The 15,526-nt window shown below is 55.0% G+C and carries 14 protein-coding genes; 4 read left to right on the forward strand and 10 right to left on the reverse strand.

Annotated elements, in window-relative coordinates; all coding sequences use genetic code 11:
• Positions 1 to 190: 190 nt before the first annotated feature.
• Positions 191 to 1,018, forward strand: a complete 828-nt coding sequence (locus C3708_RS17280) for a mannosyl-3-phosphoglycerate phosphatase-related protein (protein ID WP_103949751.1) — start codon at positions 191 to 193, stop codon at positions 1,016 to 1,018.
• On the opposite strand, the gene dgcQ is transcribed toward C3708_RS17280, so the two are convergent.
• From dgcQ to C3708_RS17295, 3 genes are all read right to left on the reverse strand, one after another.
• On the reverse strand, positions 985 to 2,676 hold the full coding sequence (gene dgcQ / locus C3708_RS17285) for a cellulose biosynthesis regulator diguanylate cyclase DgcQ (protein WP_095282481.1): 1,692 nt from the start codon (positions 2,674 to 2,676) through the stop codon (positions 985 to 987). The two genes, C3708_RS17280 and dgcQ, sit on opposite strands and share 34 nt — an antisense overlap.
• Before the next feature lie 128 nt (positions 2,677 to 2,804).
• Positions 2,805 to 2,987 carry a YodC family protein gene (locus tag C3708_RS17290; RefSeq protein ID WP_095282482.1) on the reverse strand — a complete coding sequence of 61 codons (183 nt, stop codon included), beginning with the start codon at positions 2,985 to 2,987 and terminating at the stop codon, positions 2,805 to 2,807.
• A gap of 78 nt (positions 2,988 to 3,065) precedes the next feature.
• Positions 3,066 to 3,977: a DUF808 domain-containing protein gene (locus C3708_RS17295; RefSeq protein ID WP_103946127.1), complete on the reverse strand. Its 912-nt coding sequence runs from the start codon at positions 3,975 to 3,977 to the stop codon at positions 3,066 to 3,068.
• 177 nt (positions 3,978 to 4,154) lie between these two features.
• Here C3708_RS17295 and yedA point away from each other — a divergent pair, with 177 nt between their 5' ends.
• Positions 4,155 to 5,069, forward strand: coding sequence for a drug/metabolite exporter YedA (gene yedA / locus C3708_RS17300; protein ID WP_103946128.1), 915 nt, complete (start codon positions 4,155 to 4,157; stop codon positions 5,067 to 5,069).
• Here yedA and C3708_RS17305 read toward each other — a convergent pair.
• The 5 genes from C3708_RS17305 to C3708_RS17325 all read right to left on the reverse strand — a co-directional run bounded on the left by C3708_RS17305 (position 5,029) and on the right by C3708_RS17325 (position 9,084).
• Complete coding sequence (locus tag C3708_RS17305; protein ID WP_103949752.1) at positions 5,029 to 5,532, reverse strand: very short patch repair endonuclease; 504 nt, start codon at positions 5,530 to 5,532, stop codon at positions 5,029 to 5,031. The two genes, yedA and C3708_RS17305, sit on opposite strands and share 41 nt — an antisense overlap.
• A complete protein-coding gene (locus tag C3708_RS17310) occupies positions 5,513 to 6,946 on the reverse strand; it encodes a DNA cytosine methyltransferase (protein ID WP_217449922.1) in 1,434 nt (477 codons plus the stop codon). The genes C3708_RS17305 and C3708_RS17310 overlap by 20 nt, the downstream gene beginning before the upstream one ends.
• A 49-nt stretch (positions 6,947 to 6,995) precedes the next feature.
• Positions 6,996 to 7,691, reverse strand: a complete 696-nt coding sequence (locus C3708_RS17315) for a phosphohydrolase (RefSeq protein ID WP_103949753.1) — start codon at positions 7,689 to 7,691, stop codon at positions 6,996 to 6,998.
• Positions 7,692 to 7,739: 48 nt separating this feature from the next.
• Positions 7,740 to 8,009, reverse strand: coding sequence for a cell division protein DrpB (gene drpB / locus C3708_RS17320; protein WP_095282487.1), 270 nt, complete (start codon positions 8,007 to 8,009; stop codon positions 7,740 to 7,742).
• 211 nt (positions 8,010 to 8,220) lie between these two features.
• The gene (locus C3708_RS17325; RefSeq protein WP_095282488.1) at positions 8,221 to 9,084 is read right to left on the reverse strand and encodes an N-acetylmuramic acid 6-phosphate etherase; all 864 of its coding nucleotides are present in this window, start codon (positions 9,082 to 9,084) and stop codon (positions 8,221 to 8,223) included.
• Between the two features lie 164 nt (positions 9,085 to 9,248).
• Here C3708_RS17325 and C3708_RS17330 point away from each other — a divergent pair, with 164 nt between their 5' ends.
• Both C3708_RS17330 and dcuR read left to right on the forward strand, forming a co-directional pair.
• Complete coding sequence (locus C3708_RS17330) at positions 9,249 to 10,865, forward strand: sensor histidine kinase (protein WP_103949754.1); 1,617 nt, start codon at positions 9,249 to 9,251, stop codon at positions 10,863 to 10,865.
• The gene (dcuR, locus tag C3708_RS17335; protein ID WP_095282490.1) at positions 10,862 to 11,581 is read left to right on the forward strand and encodes a two-component system response regulator DcuR; all 720 of its coding nucleotides are present in this window, start codon (positions 10,862 to 10,864) and stop codon (positions 11,579 to 11,581) included. Before C3708_RS17330 ends, dcuR begins: the two co-directional genes overlap by 4 nt.
• Here dcuR and C3708_RS17340 read toward each other — a convergent pair.
• Complete coding sequence (locus C3708_RS17340; protein ID WP_103949755.1) at positions 11,562 to 12,524, reverse strand: FAD:protein FMN transferase; 963 nt, start codon at positions 12,522 to 12,524, stop codon at positions 11,562 to 11,564. The two genes, dcuR and C3708_RS17340, sit on opposite strands and share 20 nt — an antisense overlap.
• An 85-nt stretch (positions 12,525 to 12,609) precedes the next feature.
• Positions 12,610 to 15,387, reverse strand: coding sequence for a flavocytochrome c (locus C3708_RS17345; RefSeq protein ID WP_103949756.1), 2,778 nt, complete (start codon positions 15,385 to 15,387; stop codon positions 12,610 to 12,612).
• Positions 15,388 to 15,526: the final 139 nt, after the last annotated feature.

Raw genomic sequence — 15,526 nt, forward strand, 5'->3', positions numbered from 1 at the left:
CCTTATCCCCAATAAAATTGCATGACAAGGATATATTCCTATCGCAAATGTATTTTGCGATAACCGTCAGTTTTGATTATGAATCGCGCCCCTTACTGTGCGCGGGTCAGCGGGATCGGTTCCAGAAATGGGTAAGCTGATGCGAAATTCGTTTTAGGATTAATCTCAGGTGAATCACTCAGGAGACGCTATGTCCTTACTCAAGGAGACGCTGCTAATTTTTACCGATTTGGACGGTACGCTGCTGGATATCCACACCTACGACTGGCGCCCCGCTACGCCGTGGCTGAATAAATTGCAGGACCATCAAATCCCGGTGATTTTGTGCAGCAGTAAAACGGCAGCGGAAACTCTCGAAATCCAGCAGGATTTGGGGCTGGAAGGTTTGCCTTTTATTGCCGAAAACGGGGCGGTGGTGCAGCTGGATGTGCGCTGGGACGATCACCCGAATGCACCGCGCCTGATTAACGGTACGCCGCACAGCGAAATTTGCAGCCTGATCGATCCGATTCGCGAACGCGCGGGGTATAAGTTCACCACTTTCGATGATGTCGATGAACGGGTGATCGGCGAGTGGACCGGGCTGAGTCGGGAACGTTCGGCGTTAGCGCGTCTGCATGAGGCTTCCGTCACGCTTATCTGGCGTGACAGCGATGAGCGTATGGCACAGTTTGGAGCTGAACTGGTGCAATTAGGCTTTAAATTCGTCCAGGGCGCACGTTTCTGGCACATTCTGGACGCACGCGGTGGAAAGGATCAGGCGGTTAACTGGCTGATTGACGAGTATCGCAAGCGCGAGGGTTTTGTGCCGACGACTATCGGGCTGGGCGACGGTCCCAACGACGCCCCTCTGCTCGATAATGTCGATTACGCCGTGGTGGTGAAAGGCATTAACCGCCACGGGATCCAGCTGCAGGATGATATTCCTGAGCGGGTCTATCACACCACACAACCAGGGCCGGAAGGCTGGCGTGAAGGGCTAGATCATTTCTTATCCGCGTCGCGCCATACCACCTGATTTCTCCCCTGCTGTTTCGCCACATAGAGACGCCCATCGGCAATGGACTGCAACTGCTCAAAGTCGAAATTATCGTTCTCCTCTGTGCTGCTCACGCCCATTGAAGCACTGATCCGCGTGGTGGTACTCTTTTTCACCAGAATCTCTTTACTGCTGATATAGGCGCGAATGCGCTCGGCCACTTCAGCAGCCTGCTGCGTCGTCGCGCCCGGCAGTACAACGCAAAACTCCTCGCCACCCACGCGACCCGCGACGTCGGTGCTACGCAAGGCTCTGGCAATCAGTCCGGCGGTGTGACACAGCACTTTGTCACCGGCCTGATGACCGAATTGATCGTTAATACTTTTGAAATGGTCCAGATCGAGCTGAATCACTGAGAACGGTATCTTCTGTTGACGGCACTCTTCGGCCAGCGTTTTTGCTCTGTCGAACAATGCTCCGCGATTGTTCAGCCGGGTCAGCGGGTCGTGCCACGCCTGCCATTGCAGCGAGTTTTGCAGGCTGTACATGTTGCTGACCATCCGGCGGATTACCAGCCACGAGATCAGCAGCATCGCGGTGAAGAGCGCCCACAGTAGGGCCAGCGCAATACTAATACTGCCGAAGTCGCCGTTAACGCCTTCCTGTAACGTGTGGACGCGCAGCACCACGCCGTCAAAATGATCCAGCCGCTCCCAGCTGATATAGCGCGAGTTCAAACGAATGCCGCCCTGAGTATCGCCTTCAATGGCGTGAGCAATCTGTGCCCGCTCGCGCTCGTCGAACTGATTAATCAGCCCCTCCGGTGGCTCGGAGGTGGTAATCAAATTCAGGCGGCTGTCATAGAGCTGATATTCCCCGTCCGTGCGTTTATCCACGGCATCCGTGAGCAGTTGCTTCATCGTCGGGAGGGTAAAATCCATCGCCAGCACGCCGTACCAGTAGTGATCCAGATAGACCGGCAGGCTGGCGGTGATGACTCTCTCTTCCTGAGCGCCGGACGAGGGCGCCATAAACCAGCGCACGCCACGTGAGCGGTTTTGTCGTTCGGTTTGTTGGGTAAACCACGGGCTCGTGACCAAATCATAGTAACGGGATATCACGGTATGATTTTGCGCGGTGGGTTCGGTCGAGAGAAAAAAGCCTGCCCGCGAGACATAATAGACGCGTTTTTCCTTCCCGGTGGTCGAGGTGGCGAGGCGCAGTAAATACCCGACTTCCAGCGCCGCAGAGAGTTCATTGCCGATGCGCTGATTGTCTCGCGCCAGGAGCGTGGTGCGCTCTACGGTAGCATCAGAGACGCCGCTGATGGGCAGCGTGCGCTGCTGATCGACATCCAGTTGCCAGAAAGGCTCGGCGCGTAAGCGATTAAAGCTGCCAACAGCATCCTGCAATACGCGAAAGCCGAGCGGCGTTTGCAGCGCATCTCCCATGCTATGGCGAAAAAAGAGCAGTTTATCAATACTGAACTGGAGCTGTCTGTCGAGCGAGCTGGCTACATTTTTCAGATGGTTTTGCTGGCTTGAGATGTAGGCATCTTCCAGCACCACCACTTCTCGCCAGGTCAGGATCGTTGAAAAAACAAGGACTACCACAAAGCAGAGATTGACGATTTTCCCTGGGTGGTGACGCAGCCGTTCCAGAAAATGTGTTTTGGCTTTAAAAACATCGCGCTGCACAGACACTCCCTGCTGAAAACTTGCAACATCCGCACAAAAGCAAAGCCCGGCGGTTCCGATATCCTAAGACAAGCATTACGTACAATGATAGTCAACAAAAACGCCCGGACATGCCGGGCGTTGCGTGATTAAGCCGTGTCTCGCCGTTGTCGTCCATCACCGGGCAGAAGTTCGTCTTCACGAAACGCTTCCCGCTTGATGCCGTACCCGTCGTACCACCGACATTCCACCATGCCACTGGAATATCCGGTGACAATCATCGGTGGACCACCGTTTTTTGACTTAACTTCATCACTGACCACAAAGACCATAACCGCCTCCAGTATCAGGGTGAAACTGTTTCAATCTAGACGAGGAACGGTGTTTTTGCATAATCATCTGTGGAGCAATTAGTGCGAAACTCCGCGCACTTTTTCGATGCCCTTTACGGCCGCAATGACGATGGCACCAATGATAAAGCCGATCACCAGATTCGCTATCACCGGTAATACCGCCGCTACAACGGCCCCGTGCTCTGCGGAAAAATGCTCAATCGCATGGTGCAACGGCGCAATGCCGTGAACCACAATCCCACCGCCGACCAGGAACATCGCCAGCGTGCCGATAATGGTGAGTGATTTCATCAGCCACGGAGCCAGCACCAGCAGGCCTTTACCGACCGCTTTCGCCAGCGCGTTGGATTTTTTCTCCAGCCAGTAGCCCATGTCGTCGAGTTTGACGATCACGCCCACCAGGCCATACACGCCCACGGTGACCAGAATCGCGATACCTGAAAGCACCAGCACCTGGTTGAGCAGCGGGGATTCGGAGACAATGCCCAGCGTAATCGCCACAATCTCTGCCGAAAGAATAAAGTCGGTGCGGATCGCCCCTTTCACTTTATCGCGCTCAAAGGCCATCGGGTCCTGCGCTGCAAGCGCTTCCAGACGCTTCTGGCGTGCCTGCGGGGTCTCTTCGTCCTTATGCGAACCAAACGAGTGCAGCACTTTTTCGACGCCTTCGTAGCACAGAAACGCACCGCCAATCATCAGCAGCGGCGTGATCGCCCACGGAATAAACGCACTGATCAACAGGGCCAGTGGCACCAGGATCACTTTGTTGATAAACGATCCTTTCGCTACGCTCCACACCACCGGTAGCTCACGGTTGGCGCGCACGCCCGAGACCTGCTGCGCATTCAGCGATAAGTCATCCCCCAGCACACCGGCCGTCTTTTTCGCCGCCAATTTTCCCATCACCGAAATGTCATCCAGCAAGGTGGCAATATCATCGAGCAATGTTAATAAGCTACTTCCTGCCAAAATCTGATCCTTCTTATTTTGATAATTAAGTGAATAGTATGGAGCAAAAAGCGAAACCCTGAAACAGGCAGCTCAAGTCAACAAATAATTCACACCATCGATACAATTAAAGGACTCGCCAGCCCGATAGTTTTCACGTTTACTATGAGCGACCTTTTTAAATCGCTGTGAGGGATTATGCGTTTCCGGCAATTATTACCCCTTATTGGAGCGCTGTTTTCGCTCTACATCATCTGGGGTTCGACCTATTTTGTGATTCGTATCGGCGTGGAGAGTTGGCCACCGCTGATGATGGCGGGCGTGCGTTTTCTCTCTGCTGGCGTGCTGCTTCTGGCATTTCTGCTAATGCGTGGGCATAAACTCCCTTCGCTGCGCCCAATGATGAACGCGGCGCTTATCGGCCTGTTATTGCTTGCCGTGGGTAACGGCGGCGTGACGGTGGCAGAGCATCAGAACGTGCCGTCCGGAATTGCGGCGGTGGTGGTTGCCACAGTGCCGCTATTTACGCTGTGCTTTAGCCGTCTGTTCGGCATCCGCACGCGCAAACTGGAGTGGATGGGCATCGGCATTGGGCTGGCTGGGATTATTCTGCTCAACAGCGGCGGGAATCTGAGCGGCAATCCGTGGGGCGCGGTGTTAATTCTGATTGGCTCCATGAGCTGGGCCTTTGGTTCGGTATTGGGTTCACGGGTGGAACTCCCTTCCGGGATGATGGCAGGCGCCATTGAGATGCTGGCAGCGGGCATTGTGCTGTTGATAGCCTCAACCGTATCCGGTGAAAAGCTGACCGCGATGCCAACGCTTTCTGGCTTCCTGGCAGTCGGTTATCTGGCCATTTTTGGCTCGATTATCGCCATTAACTCTTATATGTTTCTGATCCGCAACGTCAGCCCTGCCGTTGCCACCAGCTACGCTTACGTTAACCCGGTGGTCGCTGTATTACTCGGCACCACGTTTGCGGGCGAGGTCTTATCGTCCGTTGAGTGGTTAGCGCTGGGAGTGATCATCATGGCAGTAGTGCTGGTGACGCTCGGGAAGTATCTGTTCCCGGCTAAACCGGTGGTGACGCCGTGTGAGGTGGAGAAGTTGTAATCGGGCTTATCCCCATCGTATCGATCTGCGCGGTTTGACCGCCGCCGCAGATCCACTCTTCCAGCCGCTCCGTCAGCGAAGCATCATCAAGTTTTAATCTGCCCCGCAGCGCACATTCCCAGACGATAAGAACACGCCAGCCCTGTGCCAACAGCGTGGTGATATCTCGCTGGTCACGCGCCACATTCTTGCCAATTTTCTCCAGCCAAAAATCGGTGCGCGTCGCCGGGACGTTAAACAAATAACAGTCGTGATGATGCCAGAAGCAGCCGTGGGTGAAGATAATGCAGTGATAATCATCGAGGATAAAATCAGGGCGGCCTGCCAGCGCCGCATCCTGGACGCGAAACTCAAAACCGCTGTGGGTTAAGAGTCCTGCCAGCCGTCTTTCAATCGCGGTATCACGCGTGCCGATGGCACGCATGTTTTTGCTGCGGGTCGCCTTATTGTGCACATCCGTCATTGACGGCCTCACTCAGGCGTTGCTTTACGGCTAATTTGATGCGCGATTCGAGCAGTTTCGCCACCGCCGCAAACGCAGGCACGACAACGGAATTACCAAACTGGCGATAAGCTTGGGTGTCTGAGACCGGAATACGGAAATGATAACCCTGCGGGGATTCAAAACCCATCAGACGCCCGCACTCGCGCGGCGTTAAGCGACGCGGGCGATGACGTTGATTATTGGGATCGTCGAAATCCACTTCCCCCAGCGCTTTATCCCAACCTCTGTCGATCAGGATCTCGGCCCCGTCTTTGTAATAGCGGGCCGACAGCGTACGGGTCACGCTGCGAGGATTGGTCGGATCAACCATCCCGAAACCAAAGCCATTGCCTTTCGCCTGATGCTTTTTGGCATAGCGATAGAGATATTTCCACAGCACTGGCGTGAGGATAAATTTAGCGTCAACCACCGGCTCCAGCAGCTCGGCAACGGAAGGCCGATGTGCCGGATAGAGTGACGGAATATCACGCAGCGTGAAGTTGCCTTTAAGATTCAGATCGCGTCGGAACCCCACCAGCACAATGCGCTCACGGTGCTGCGGCAGGAAGTGTTTGCCATCAATGATTTTAGGATCGTCTGCGCCCATGTCCTGCGCATCTGCTACGTCGTAGCCTAGTTCATCAAGCGTTTGCATGATGATGCGGAAGGTTTTTCCGCCGTCGTGGCTTTTGAGGTTTTTGACGTTTTCCAGCACAAAAATGGGCGGACGGCGGGCGTCGATAATCCGTACTACGTCAAAAAACAGCGTGCCCTGCGTATCGCAGGCAAAACCGTGGGCGCGGCCCAACGCGTTCTTTTTCGACACGCCCGCAAGGGAAAACGGCTGGCAAGGAAAGCCCGCCAGCAACACGTCATGTGGCGGAATATTTTGCCGGATATTATCCGCAGCCTCTTCGTCGCTGACGCCTGGTTTATGGCTCAGAGTGACGTCGCGGATATCTTCATTGAAATGGTGGGTGTGGGGATCGCAATACCAGTTGGCTTTGTAAGTGCGTACCGCGTGTTTGTTCCATTCACTGGTAAACACGCACTGTCCGCCGATCGCCTCAAAGCCGTAACGAATGCCACCGATACCGGCAAACAGGTCAACAAAGCGAAAAGCGTAGTTAGGATGGGCAGCAGGCGGGCGTGGAAGCAGTTTTTGCAGGAAGGTAAATTCCCCTTCGCTAAGGCGGTGCCCTGCCCGATCGCTGGTGACCAGTCGCTTGAGGATCGCCGGGCTCCAGTGGCTTTCCCCCTGGGCATTCAGTTCGTTCACCAGCGTTTTTGCATCATAGATGGTCAGCAGTTTGCTGAGTAAAGCCTGCACCGTGGCCGTTGATTTCTCTGCCTGCGCGAAAGCGGGTTGTAACACTGATCGTTTTTCCTGCATACCTTTAACCGGACGAAAGAGACTGAGGACAGATTACCATAGTTCAGCTTTACAGCGTGCGCTGGAATCGGCTCAGGACCTGCGCATCCATACCGAGGCAATCCCCCTGCAACTCCGCGCTCAGTTTCGCCATAAACTGCACTAAAAAGTGAGCGTTATGACGGGCAAGCTCACGCCCAGGTTCGGTTTGCATCGTGTCCGGCAGGCGCAAAAGCTTGGTCTGGAAATGGTCGAGAGCAAACTGTTTGTCGTTTAACGTGCGCGCATCGGCAAACGGATCGTCGGCATCGAACAACGCCACGCCCAACGAACCTGATACGGCGAAGACGCGCGCCAGACCAATTGCGCCCAACGCTTCGAGCCTGTCGGCGTCCTGAACTATTTTGGCTTCAAGAGTCTGCGGTGCAATCCCGGCACTGAAACTGTGCGCTTCAATCGCATGTTCCACTGCGGGAATAAGGCTCTCGGGGAAATCGGAGAAATAATCAGAGAGGATCTGTCGGGTTTTGCGCGCCGCCAGCTGCGAAGACTGGCTGCGTTCAGGATGATTTTTGGGCAGACTGACGATGTCATGGAAATAACAGGCGGCCAGCACCACTAGCGCATCGACGGACTGACCCGCCATCATGCGCTGGGCGGTCATCCATACACGGCGGAAATGTGAAATGTCATGTGCGGCATCATCCGTGGGATGATGCGCGGTTAACCAGGCTTCGAAGCGTTGCTGCCAGTCGGTACGTTCCATGATTTCTCCTTCATAAAACTCTCACCTTAACAACTTTGTGCAGGCCTTTCACTCGTTGCTGCCGCGCGGGCGCGTGTACCAGGCGATGGCCCCCAGAATCAGCCCCACCGAGCCCAGCACCAGAAAACCAAGAATAGCGCCGAGCCACTTCCCGCTGGTTGATCCCAAATCACCTTCCATTACCAAATCCGGCGTCGAGGGGATTTTACTGACCACCCACAGATAGCGGAGCATCGCCCAGACAAAGTATCCGCAAAATGCGTAAAACGCCCACAGAGCGAGTTTGCCTCCCAGGCCACGAGTGTTGTTCTGTTCCATGTTTAACCTTTACTGCAGCGGTAAAGACGTTACCGCTCTCACATTGCGTGCTCAAAAGTGTGAATAAAGTCACATTTTGACACTCTTTGCGTTGTCATGCGACGGTAAAGGCGATTGGATTTACCTTAAGTTGATCGGACGCAATTAAACTTCAGAATATCTCAAACACTAAAGGCCGCAGCAGCGGCCTTTTTGTTCATAATTTCAAGGATTACGGCGCTTCCTGCAACGCGACGCGAATAAATCCGTTGTTTTGGTCAAGTAAATCACGCGCCTGCCAGGCATCCAGCCCGGTCATGACCATCAGCACGGCAGTTTTACAATGGTGATTGCAGCTTTCCAGCGCCGTTTTGGCGACGGTACGCGTACATCCTCCGGCTTCCATCACAATCGCAATCTGCCTTTCAGACCACTTGATACTTTTGGCTTCCAAATCCACGCGCATATTGCTGTAAACCCGGCCGGTACGGACGGCTAATCCTGTGGCGATCATATTCAGGATCAGTTTTTGCGCCATGCCTGCTTTAGCGTTATTCCAGCCTGCCACCACGTCTGCCCCGGTTTGTGGCGCTATCACCATGCTCGCCAGATGCGCGGCTTCGCTTTGCTCGTCGCAGGTAATGATGGCAACCGGTGAGCTCAGGGACCAGGCGTGGCGCATCGCGCCCCAGACCCACGGCGTTTTACCGCTGACGGAGAGCGCAAGCATCATGTCGTGCTCGCCAAAATTCATCGCCTGGAGATCGGCCACACCGCGATCGTAATTTCCTGCGCCGTCTCCGGCATCAAGGCCAATAACCGGATGTTTGCCCGGCGCATACTCCATCGCCGCATGTAGCGCCGCTCGGCCAGATGGTCCGGCGCCGACAATAAACAGCCGTCCGCCGTGGCTCATTGTGGCCGCAGCATTATCCACTACGCGGGCGATGACGGGTAAAAAAGGAGTAATGGAGTCGGTAATGTACTTATCATCCTGATGAATGACATTCAGCATGTCCAGGGTCGACAACCTGTCGATATCCGCCGTATCCGCGTGACGTCTCTCCGTGACCAAACCGTTCAGCTTAACGCTCATAAACTGCCTCCTTGTTATGAATTCCCCCACACTATAAAGTGTTTTATATGGATGACCTGCGAGGGGGGTCACGAAAAGCGCAGCATTCGTCAGCTTTTACATCGCTTTAAGAAAGCGCCGTCATCAGCGATAATTACCCCTTTCTAATTATCCACGGGGTTTCGATGAGCGATTTGCAGCCTTTAGCCACGGCGCGCAAGCGCCCAATGAAGCTCAACACGCTGGTCACGCTGATGGTGTGTAGCGTGATTGGTTCGGTTTTACTGGTCATTTTTGCGCTCTACTTTGTGCAGGTTACCCGCGCGACCCGCGATGGCGTAAAGGACACCGCGCTCGCCATCGCCCGCACGCTGGCCGACAGCCCCGACGTGAAACGCGGTCTGCAATTCTCGCCGGAAAACAGCCCAATTCAGTCTGTCGCTGACGCGATCGCCCGCCGCAACGATCTGCTCTTCGCTGTCGTTACCAATATGCAGGGCGTGCGTTATTCCCACCCGGACAATACCCTGTTGGGTAAACATTTTATCGGCGAGGACATCAAACCAGCGCTTGAAGGAAAGGAAAATGTCTCGGTCAACCACGGCGTACTGGCCGAGGCCCTGCGCGTGTTCACCCCGGTTTATAATGACCAGCATCAGCAGATCGGCGTAGTCGCCATTGGTATTTCGCTCAACAAAGTGGATGAGCAGATCAGCCGCAGCCGCTGGAACGTCATCTGGACAGTGCTGTTCAGCGCGCTGATGGGAACGCTCGGCACCTGGGGACTGGTGCATCTGCTCAAACGGATTTTGTTCGGGCTTGAGCCTTACGAAATCTCCGCCCTGTTCGAGCAACGTCAGGCGATGCTGCAATCACTGAAAGAGGGTGTGATCGCGGTCGACAGCCAGGGCCGCGTGACGATGATTAACCACGCCGCCCGCCAGATCCTGCTGCTGCCCGCACACAGCGCCGACGAGCCGCGCCACATGCCGATGCTCGCCTCTCTGCGTCGGGTTTCGCAGACCGGACAAGCGCTACAGGATCAGGAGATCGACTGCAACGGGCGTTTGCTGCTGTGCAATACCTTCCCGGTCAGGAGTCAAAGCGCGGTGATTGGCGCAATCAGTACCTTTCGCGACAAAACTGAAGTCCGGGAGTTAATGCAGCGGATGGATGGCATGGTGAGTTACGTCGATGCCCTGCGCACCCATTCCCACGAATTTATGAACAAGCTGCATGTGATCCTCGGCCTGTTGCATATGAAACGTTACGATAAGCTGGAAGAATATGTTCTTCAGACCGCGCAGAATTATCAGACTGATATCGGCGCGATTCAGAATAAAATTAAATCACCGGTCATCGCCGGATTCCTGCTGGGGAAAATCAACCGCGCCAAGGAAGCGGGATTTACCCTGACGCTGGCGGACGAGTGCCAGGTGCCGGACACGCCCAATACCGAGCAGGTCACAGTACTAATTACCGTGCTGGGCAATCTTATCGAAAATGCGCTGGATGCCATGAGCAGCCAGGCCGAGGGCGAAGTCGGCCTGCTGATGCATTATCAGAATGGCTGGCTAAGCTGTGAAATCAGTGACGACGGCCCAGGAATTGACCCCGCGCGGCTGGAAAATATTTTTACGAAGGGTTTTTCTACTAAAGGTGAAAACCGGGGTGTGGGACTCTTCCTTGCTCGCCAACAGCTCGAAAAACTCGGCGGTGATATTACCGTCGAATCTGAGCCAGGCGTATTTACTCAATTTTTTGTTCAGATCCCCTGGGATAGCGAGAGGAAAATCGCGTGATAAATGTCTTAATTGTCGATGATGATGCCATGGTGGCCGACCTTAACCGTCTGTACGTTAACCGGGTTGAGGGTTTTAGCTGCTGCGGCGTAGCCTCCACGCTGAACCAGGCCGAAGCGGTCATTAATAATCCCGCGCAGCCTGTCGATCTGGTGCTGCTCGATGTCTATATGCAGCAGGATAACGGCCTGGATCTGCTGCCGGTGATTCGCGCCTCTGGTCGCCCGATCGACGTTATCATGATTTCTTCGGCCTCAGATGCCACGACGATCCAGACCTCGATGCATTACGGGGTGGTGGATTATTTGATTAAGCCTTTCCAGTTCCCGCGTTTTGAAGAAGCGCTGAACGGCTGGAAGGAGAAGAAGCAGCTGATGGGCTCGCATCAGTATTACGAGCAGGCGGACGTCGACCGTATTCTGCACGGCGGCGCGCCGGAGCTGGCGGACAGCAAGCGTCTGCCGAAAGGCTTAACCCCGCAGACCCTGCGCACGATTTGTCAGTGGATTGACGGGCACCCCGATGCGGAATTTTCCACCGACGACCTGGCTAACGCGGTCAGTATCTCCCGCGTTTCGTGTCGTAAATACCTGATTTGGCTGGCACAGATTACAATTCTCTTCACCAGCATCCACTACGGGGCCACCGGGCGCCCGGTGTATCGCTACCGATTACAGCCGGAACAGGTCGGGCTGCTCAGGCAATATTGCCAGTAAGGCGATAGCGGTTATCCAGAAGCGTAAAGCGGAAATGCTGCATTGAGGAGACCACCACCTCTTTGCTTTTGGTGACGAAGACCGCTTCGATATCAGGCCGCGCGCGCAGCGCGGCACAGCCCTTCACCACGCCCATCCCGTAGATCAGCGTGGTCCAGATATCCCCGTCGATGGAGTTGGTCGAAATAATCGTCACGCTATCGAGTTCGTTATCCAGCGGGTAGCCGGTGCGCGGGTTCAGAATGTGGTGATAGCGCTTGCCGTCGTGTTCAAAGAAGCGCTCGTAGGTTCCAGATGTGACGACCGATTTATTCTCCACATTCAGCGTTCCTATCAGTTCATCAGCCCCGCCAAAAGGCGTTTTGATGCCGAGCGACCAGCCGCCCTCCGGCGCGCCAAGGGTCTGAATATTGCCCCCGAGGTTAATCAGGCCGAGGGTTTCGCCCTCTTTACGCAGATAATCCCGCACCCGGTCGGCGATATAGCCTTTGGCGATCGCCCCGAGATCGATCTCCATGCCCGATTGGGTCAGGAACACGCTGCTGGCCGCGTCGTCGAGCACGACTTCCGCCGGATCGGTGATCGCCAGTAGCGCCGCGATCTCATCGGCGGGCGGGACGCTGTCGCCCTGGAAGCCAATCTTCCAGCGCTTCACCAGCGGGCCAATCGCCAGGTTGAAGGCGCTGTTCTCAAGCATGCTTGCGGCTTTCGCCACGCGGATCAGTTCGTACACCGGACGACTGACGCTGACCGCATGTTTTCCGGCAGCGTGGTTAATGTCCATCACCTGCGAGGGTGCGCGGTTGACGGTGAGCAGGTTTTCGTACTGTTTGATGAGGCGAAACACCCGCGAGGCGAGCGCTTTGTTGTTTGAGAAGAGTTTCAGAAGAATGGGGGAGCCCATCAGGGTGGCGGTATAGCTGTAGACGCGGTTATCAGACATGGTAATGCCCCTCGGTTAAATTGCCGGATGGCGCTGCGCTTATCCGGCCTACAAAACCGTGCCCGGCAACCGCCGGGCATTGATATTACTGTTTTGCGCGCATCGCCGCCTGATGTCCGGCCAGAGTACCAAAAATAATGATATCTGCCACGGCGTTACCGCCGATACGGTTCCCGCCGTGGATGCCGCCGACCACTTCACCCGCCGCAAATGCGCCCGGAATCACCTGTTTGTCGCTATTCAACACGCAGGTTTGAGTGTTAATGGTCACACCGCCCATCGTGTGATGCACGCCTGGGGCGATGCGGATTGCGTGGAACGGGCCTTCGTTGACTGGCGCGCGCAGTGCAGTGGTGCGGCCAAAATCATCGTCATGCTGTTTTGCGACAAAACCGTTGTAGCGCTCCAGCGTGTCGAGGAAGGTGTTTTCATCCATGCCCAGCGTTTTTGCCAGCGCTTCTGGCGAGCTGGCGCTGGTGACCAGACCTTTGGCAATGTACTCATCCGCCGCTTTGTTTTTCGCGCGAACGTGCTCATCAAACACGATGTAGGCGTATTTTTCCGGCAGGGCGATGATCTGCGCCGAGACTTTGTCGCGGGTTTCCATTTCGTTGAAGAAACGGCTGCCCTTCTGGCTGACCAGGATAGCGCCACCGCCACGAATGGATTCGGAAATCAGATACGACGTGTTTTGCTCCACGGTCGGGTGGATCTGAATTTCGCCCATATCCACAGTGCCTGCGCCAATACGTTCCAGCAGCGCGATACCACCACCGGTGGCCCCTTTGTGGTTGGTGGTGACAAAACCGTCCAGATCCGGGCGATATTTCACGACCATGCTGCTGTTGGCGCTGAAACCGCCAGTCGCCATGATCACGCTGCGAGTTGAAACGGTGACCGTTTCGTTCTCTTCGGTGGTCAGACGCACCCCTTTCACTTCGCCATCTTCAAAAATAATGTCGCTGACGGAGGTATCAAGCATAACGTCGATATTGCGTTTGTTGACGTTACGCACCAGACCGCTGATCAGATATCCGCCTACCGCAGAGCCGTCTTTTGGACGGTGAGTACGTTCGATGCTCATCCCACCGGTGGTCGTGATACCGTTCAGCATGATCCCGCGAGTTGCCAGCCATTCAATCGCTTCTGGCGCGTTTTCCACAAAGCGACGCAGCAGTTCTGGATTGTTCTTGTTGTGACCGCCTTTCAGGGATTCCCGGTAGAACAGCTCTTTGCTGTCCTGGATGCCTTGTACGCGCTGGAAGCGTGTTTCTGCGGCGTTCATCCCGGCAGATGCTTTAATGGTGTTCCCGCCGATGGTGGGCATTTTCTCGACGATCAGCACGCTGGCCCCTTCATCATGCGCCTGAATAGCGGCCGCCAGACCAGCACCACCGGAACCGACAACCACGACATCAAACTGTTTCGCTTCGTTCGGATCGACGCCCTCTTCTGCCGCCAGTACTTTGCTGGATTTCAGCATCGCTTTGGAAACCGCTTTTTTCACGGCTTCGCTCTGGCTGGTCGCGCCGGTGATGGCATCCACGTGCGGGGTATTGGCATCAAGAATACGGCTGCGGATCTCTTCAAAGCTGCTGACAAATTCCACATCCTGAGTCGGGCCAGATGCCAGTTCGATGTCAGCAATACGGTCCGTTTCGAGACTCACGTTAATCACTAATTCGTTAACATCGTCCTGCACGGTTTCGGTGAATCGGCCAGCTTTAAATTTCGATTCGCCCATGCTCATGTCGCGGATCATCGCTTCCACCAGCGAGAAACGCCACAGCGGTTCTGGGATGTTCAGCGCTTCGCGTTGGGTGTTGTCCATAAACAGCTCCAGCGTTTCGCCGTCGCGAATACGGTCGGTCCAGTCGGGATAGGCGATAGTCGCGCGACCCACGGCAATCAGATCGTAACCGTGGTCCAGCGCCTCGTTCACATCGGCGGCGTTCACTACGCCACCCACCCCCATCACCGGAATTTGCGCGAGCGTTTCGGAACGCATGGCGCGGTATTTCTCGATAAGTGGCGTTGGGTCCTGGGTGTCGACGATGGACGGGCGCAGCGTTGCGCCGACGGAGAAGTGCAAGTAATCCAGACCGCGTGCGGCCAGTTTTTCCAGCAAGTACATGGTGTCGTCAAAACGAATACCGGGGACTTCCATCTCTTCCGGAGAGAAGCGGTAGCCGATAATGAACGCGTCATCCGCATACTGACGAACCATTTTGTGAGTGATTTCAAGCACTGCCAGCGGGAATTTTGCGCGGTTGTCGCGGCTGCCGCCCCACTCGTCTTCACGCTGGTTGGAGTTCGGGGAGTAGAACTGCTGAATCAGATAGGTGTTCGCGCCGTGAATTTCGACGCCGTCAAAGCCCGCCTGAATTGCACGACGAACCGCTTCACCGAACTTGCCGATCATGCCTTCCACTTCTTCAGTGGTTAATGCCACCGGAGTAGCTGCGCCATCGCGCGGTGCGGCCACGGCGCTTGGGCCGACCGGGGTACGGCCACCAATCAGTTTCGGGTCGACCATGCGACCGCCGTGGTAGATCTGCAGCAGCGCTTTAGAGCCTTTAGATTTAATCGCGTCGGCAATTTTTGCCAGCCCGGCGATTTTCTCATCGTTATCGATACCGATAGCGCCAGGGAAAGCCAGGCCCAGATCGTCAACAAAGCAGCATTCAACGATGATGGTACCGATGCTGCCGGAGCGCGCACGGTAGTATTCCACCAGCTCGCTGGTCACCGTGCCGTCGTAATAACCGGTACAGGTGGTCATCGGTGCCATTAACAAGCGGTTTTTGAGTTCGGTACCATTCGGTAATGTGAAAGGACTAAGGATTCGTTCGTTAGTGCTCATAATAGAAACTCCAAACTTTTAAAATTGAAATCTGAGAATTCTTTATCGGATTTTGTTTCTGGTTAATTTTTTTGCCGATGTCATGGTATTAATATAACGATATTTTTAGTTACTAAAGCAATTACGTTAGTTATAAAAG

The sequence above is a fragment of the Lelliottia sp. 7254-16 genome (assembly GCF_002922995.1).
GTDB lineage: Bacteria > Pseudomonadota > Gammaproteobacteria > Enterobacterales > Enterobacteriaceae > Enterobacter > Enterobacter jeotgali.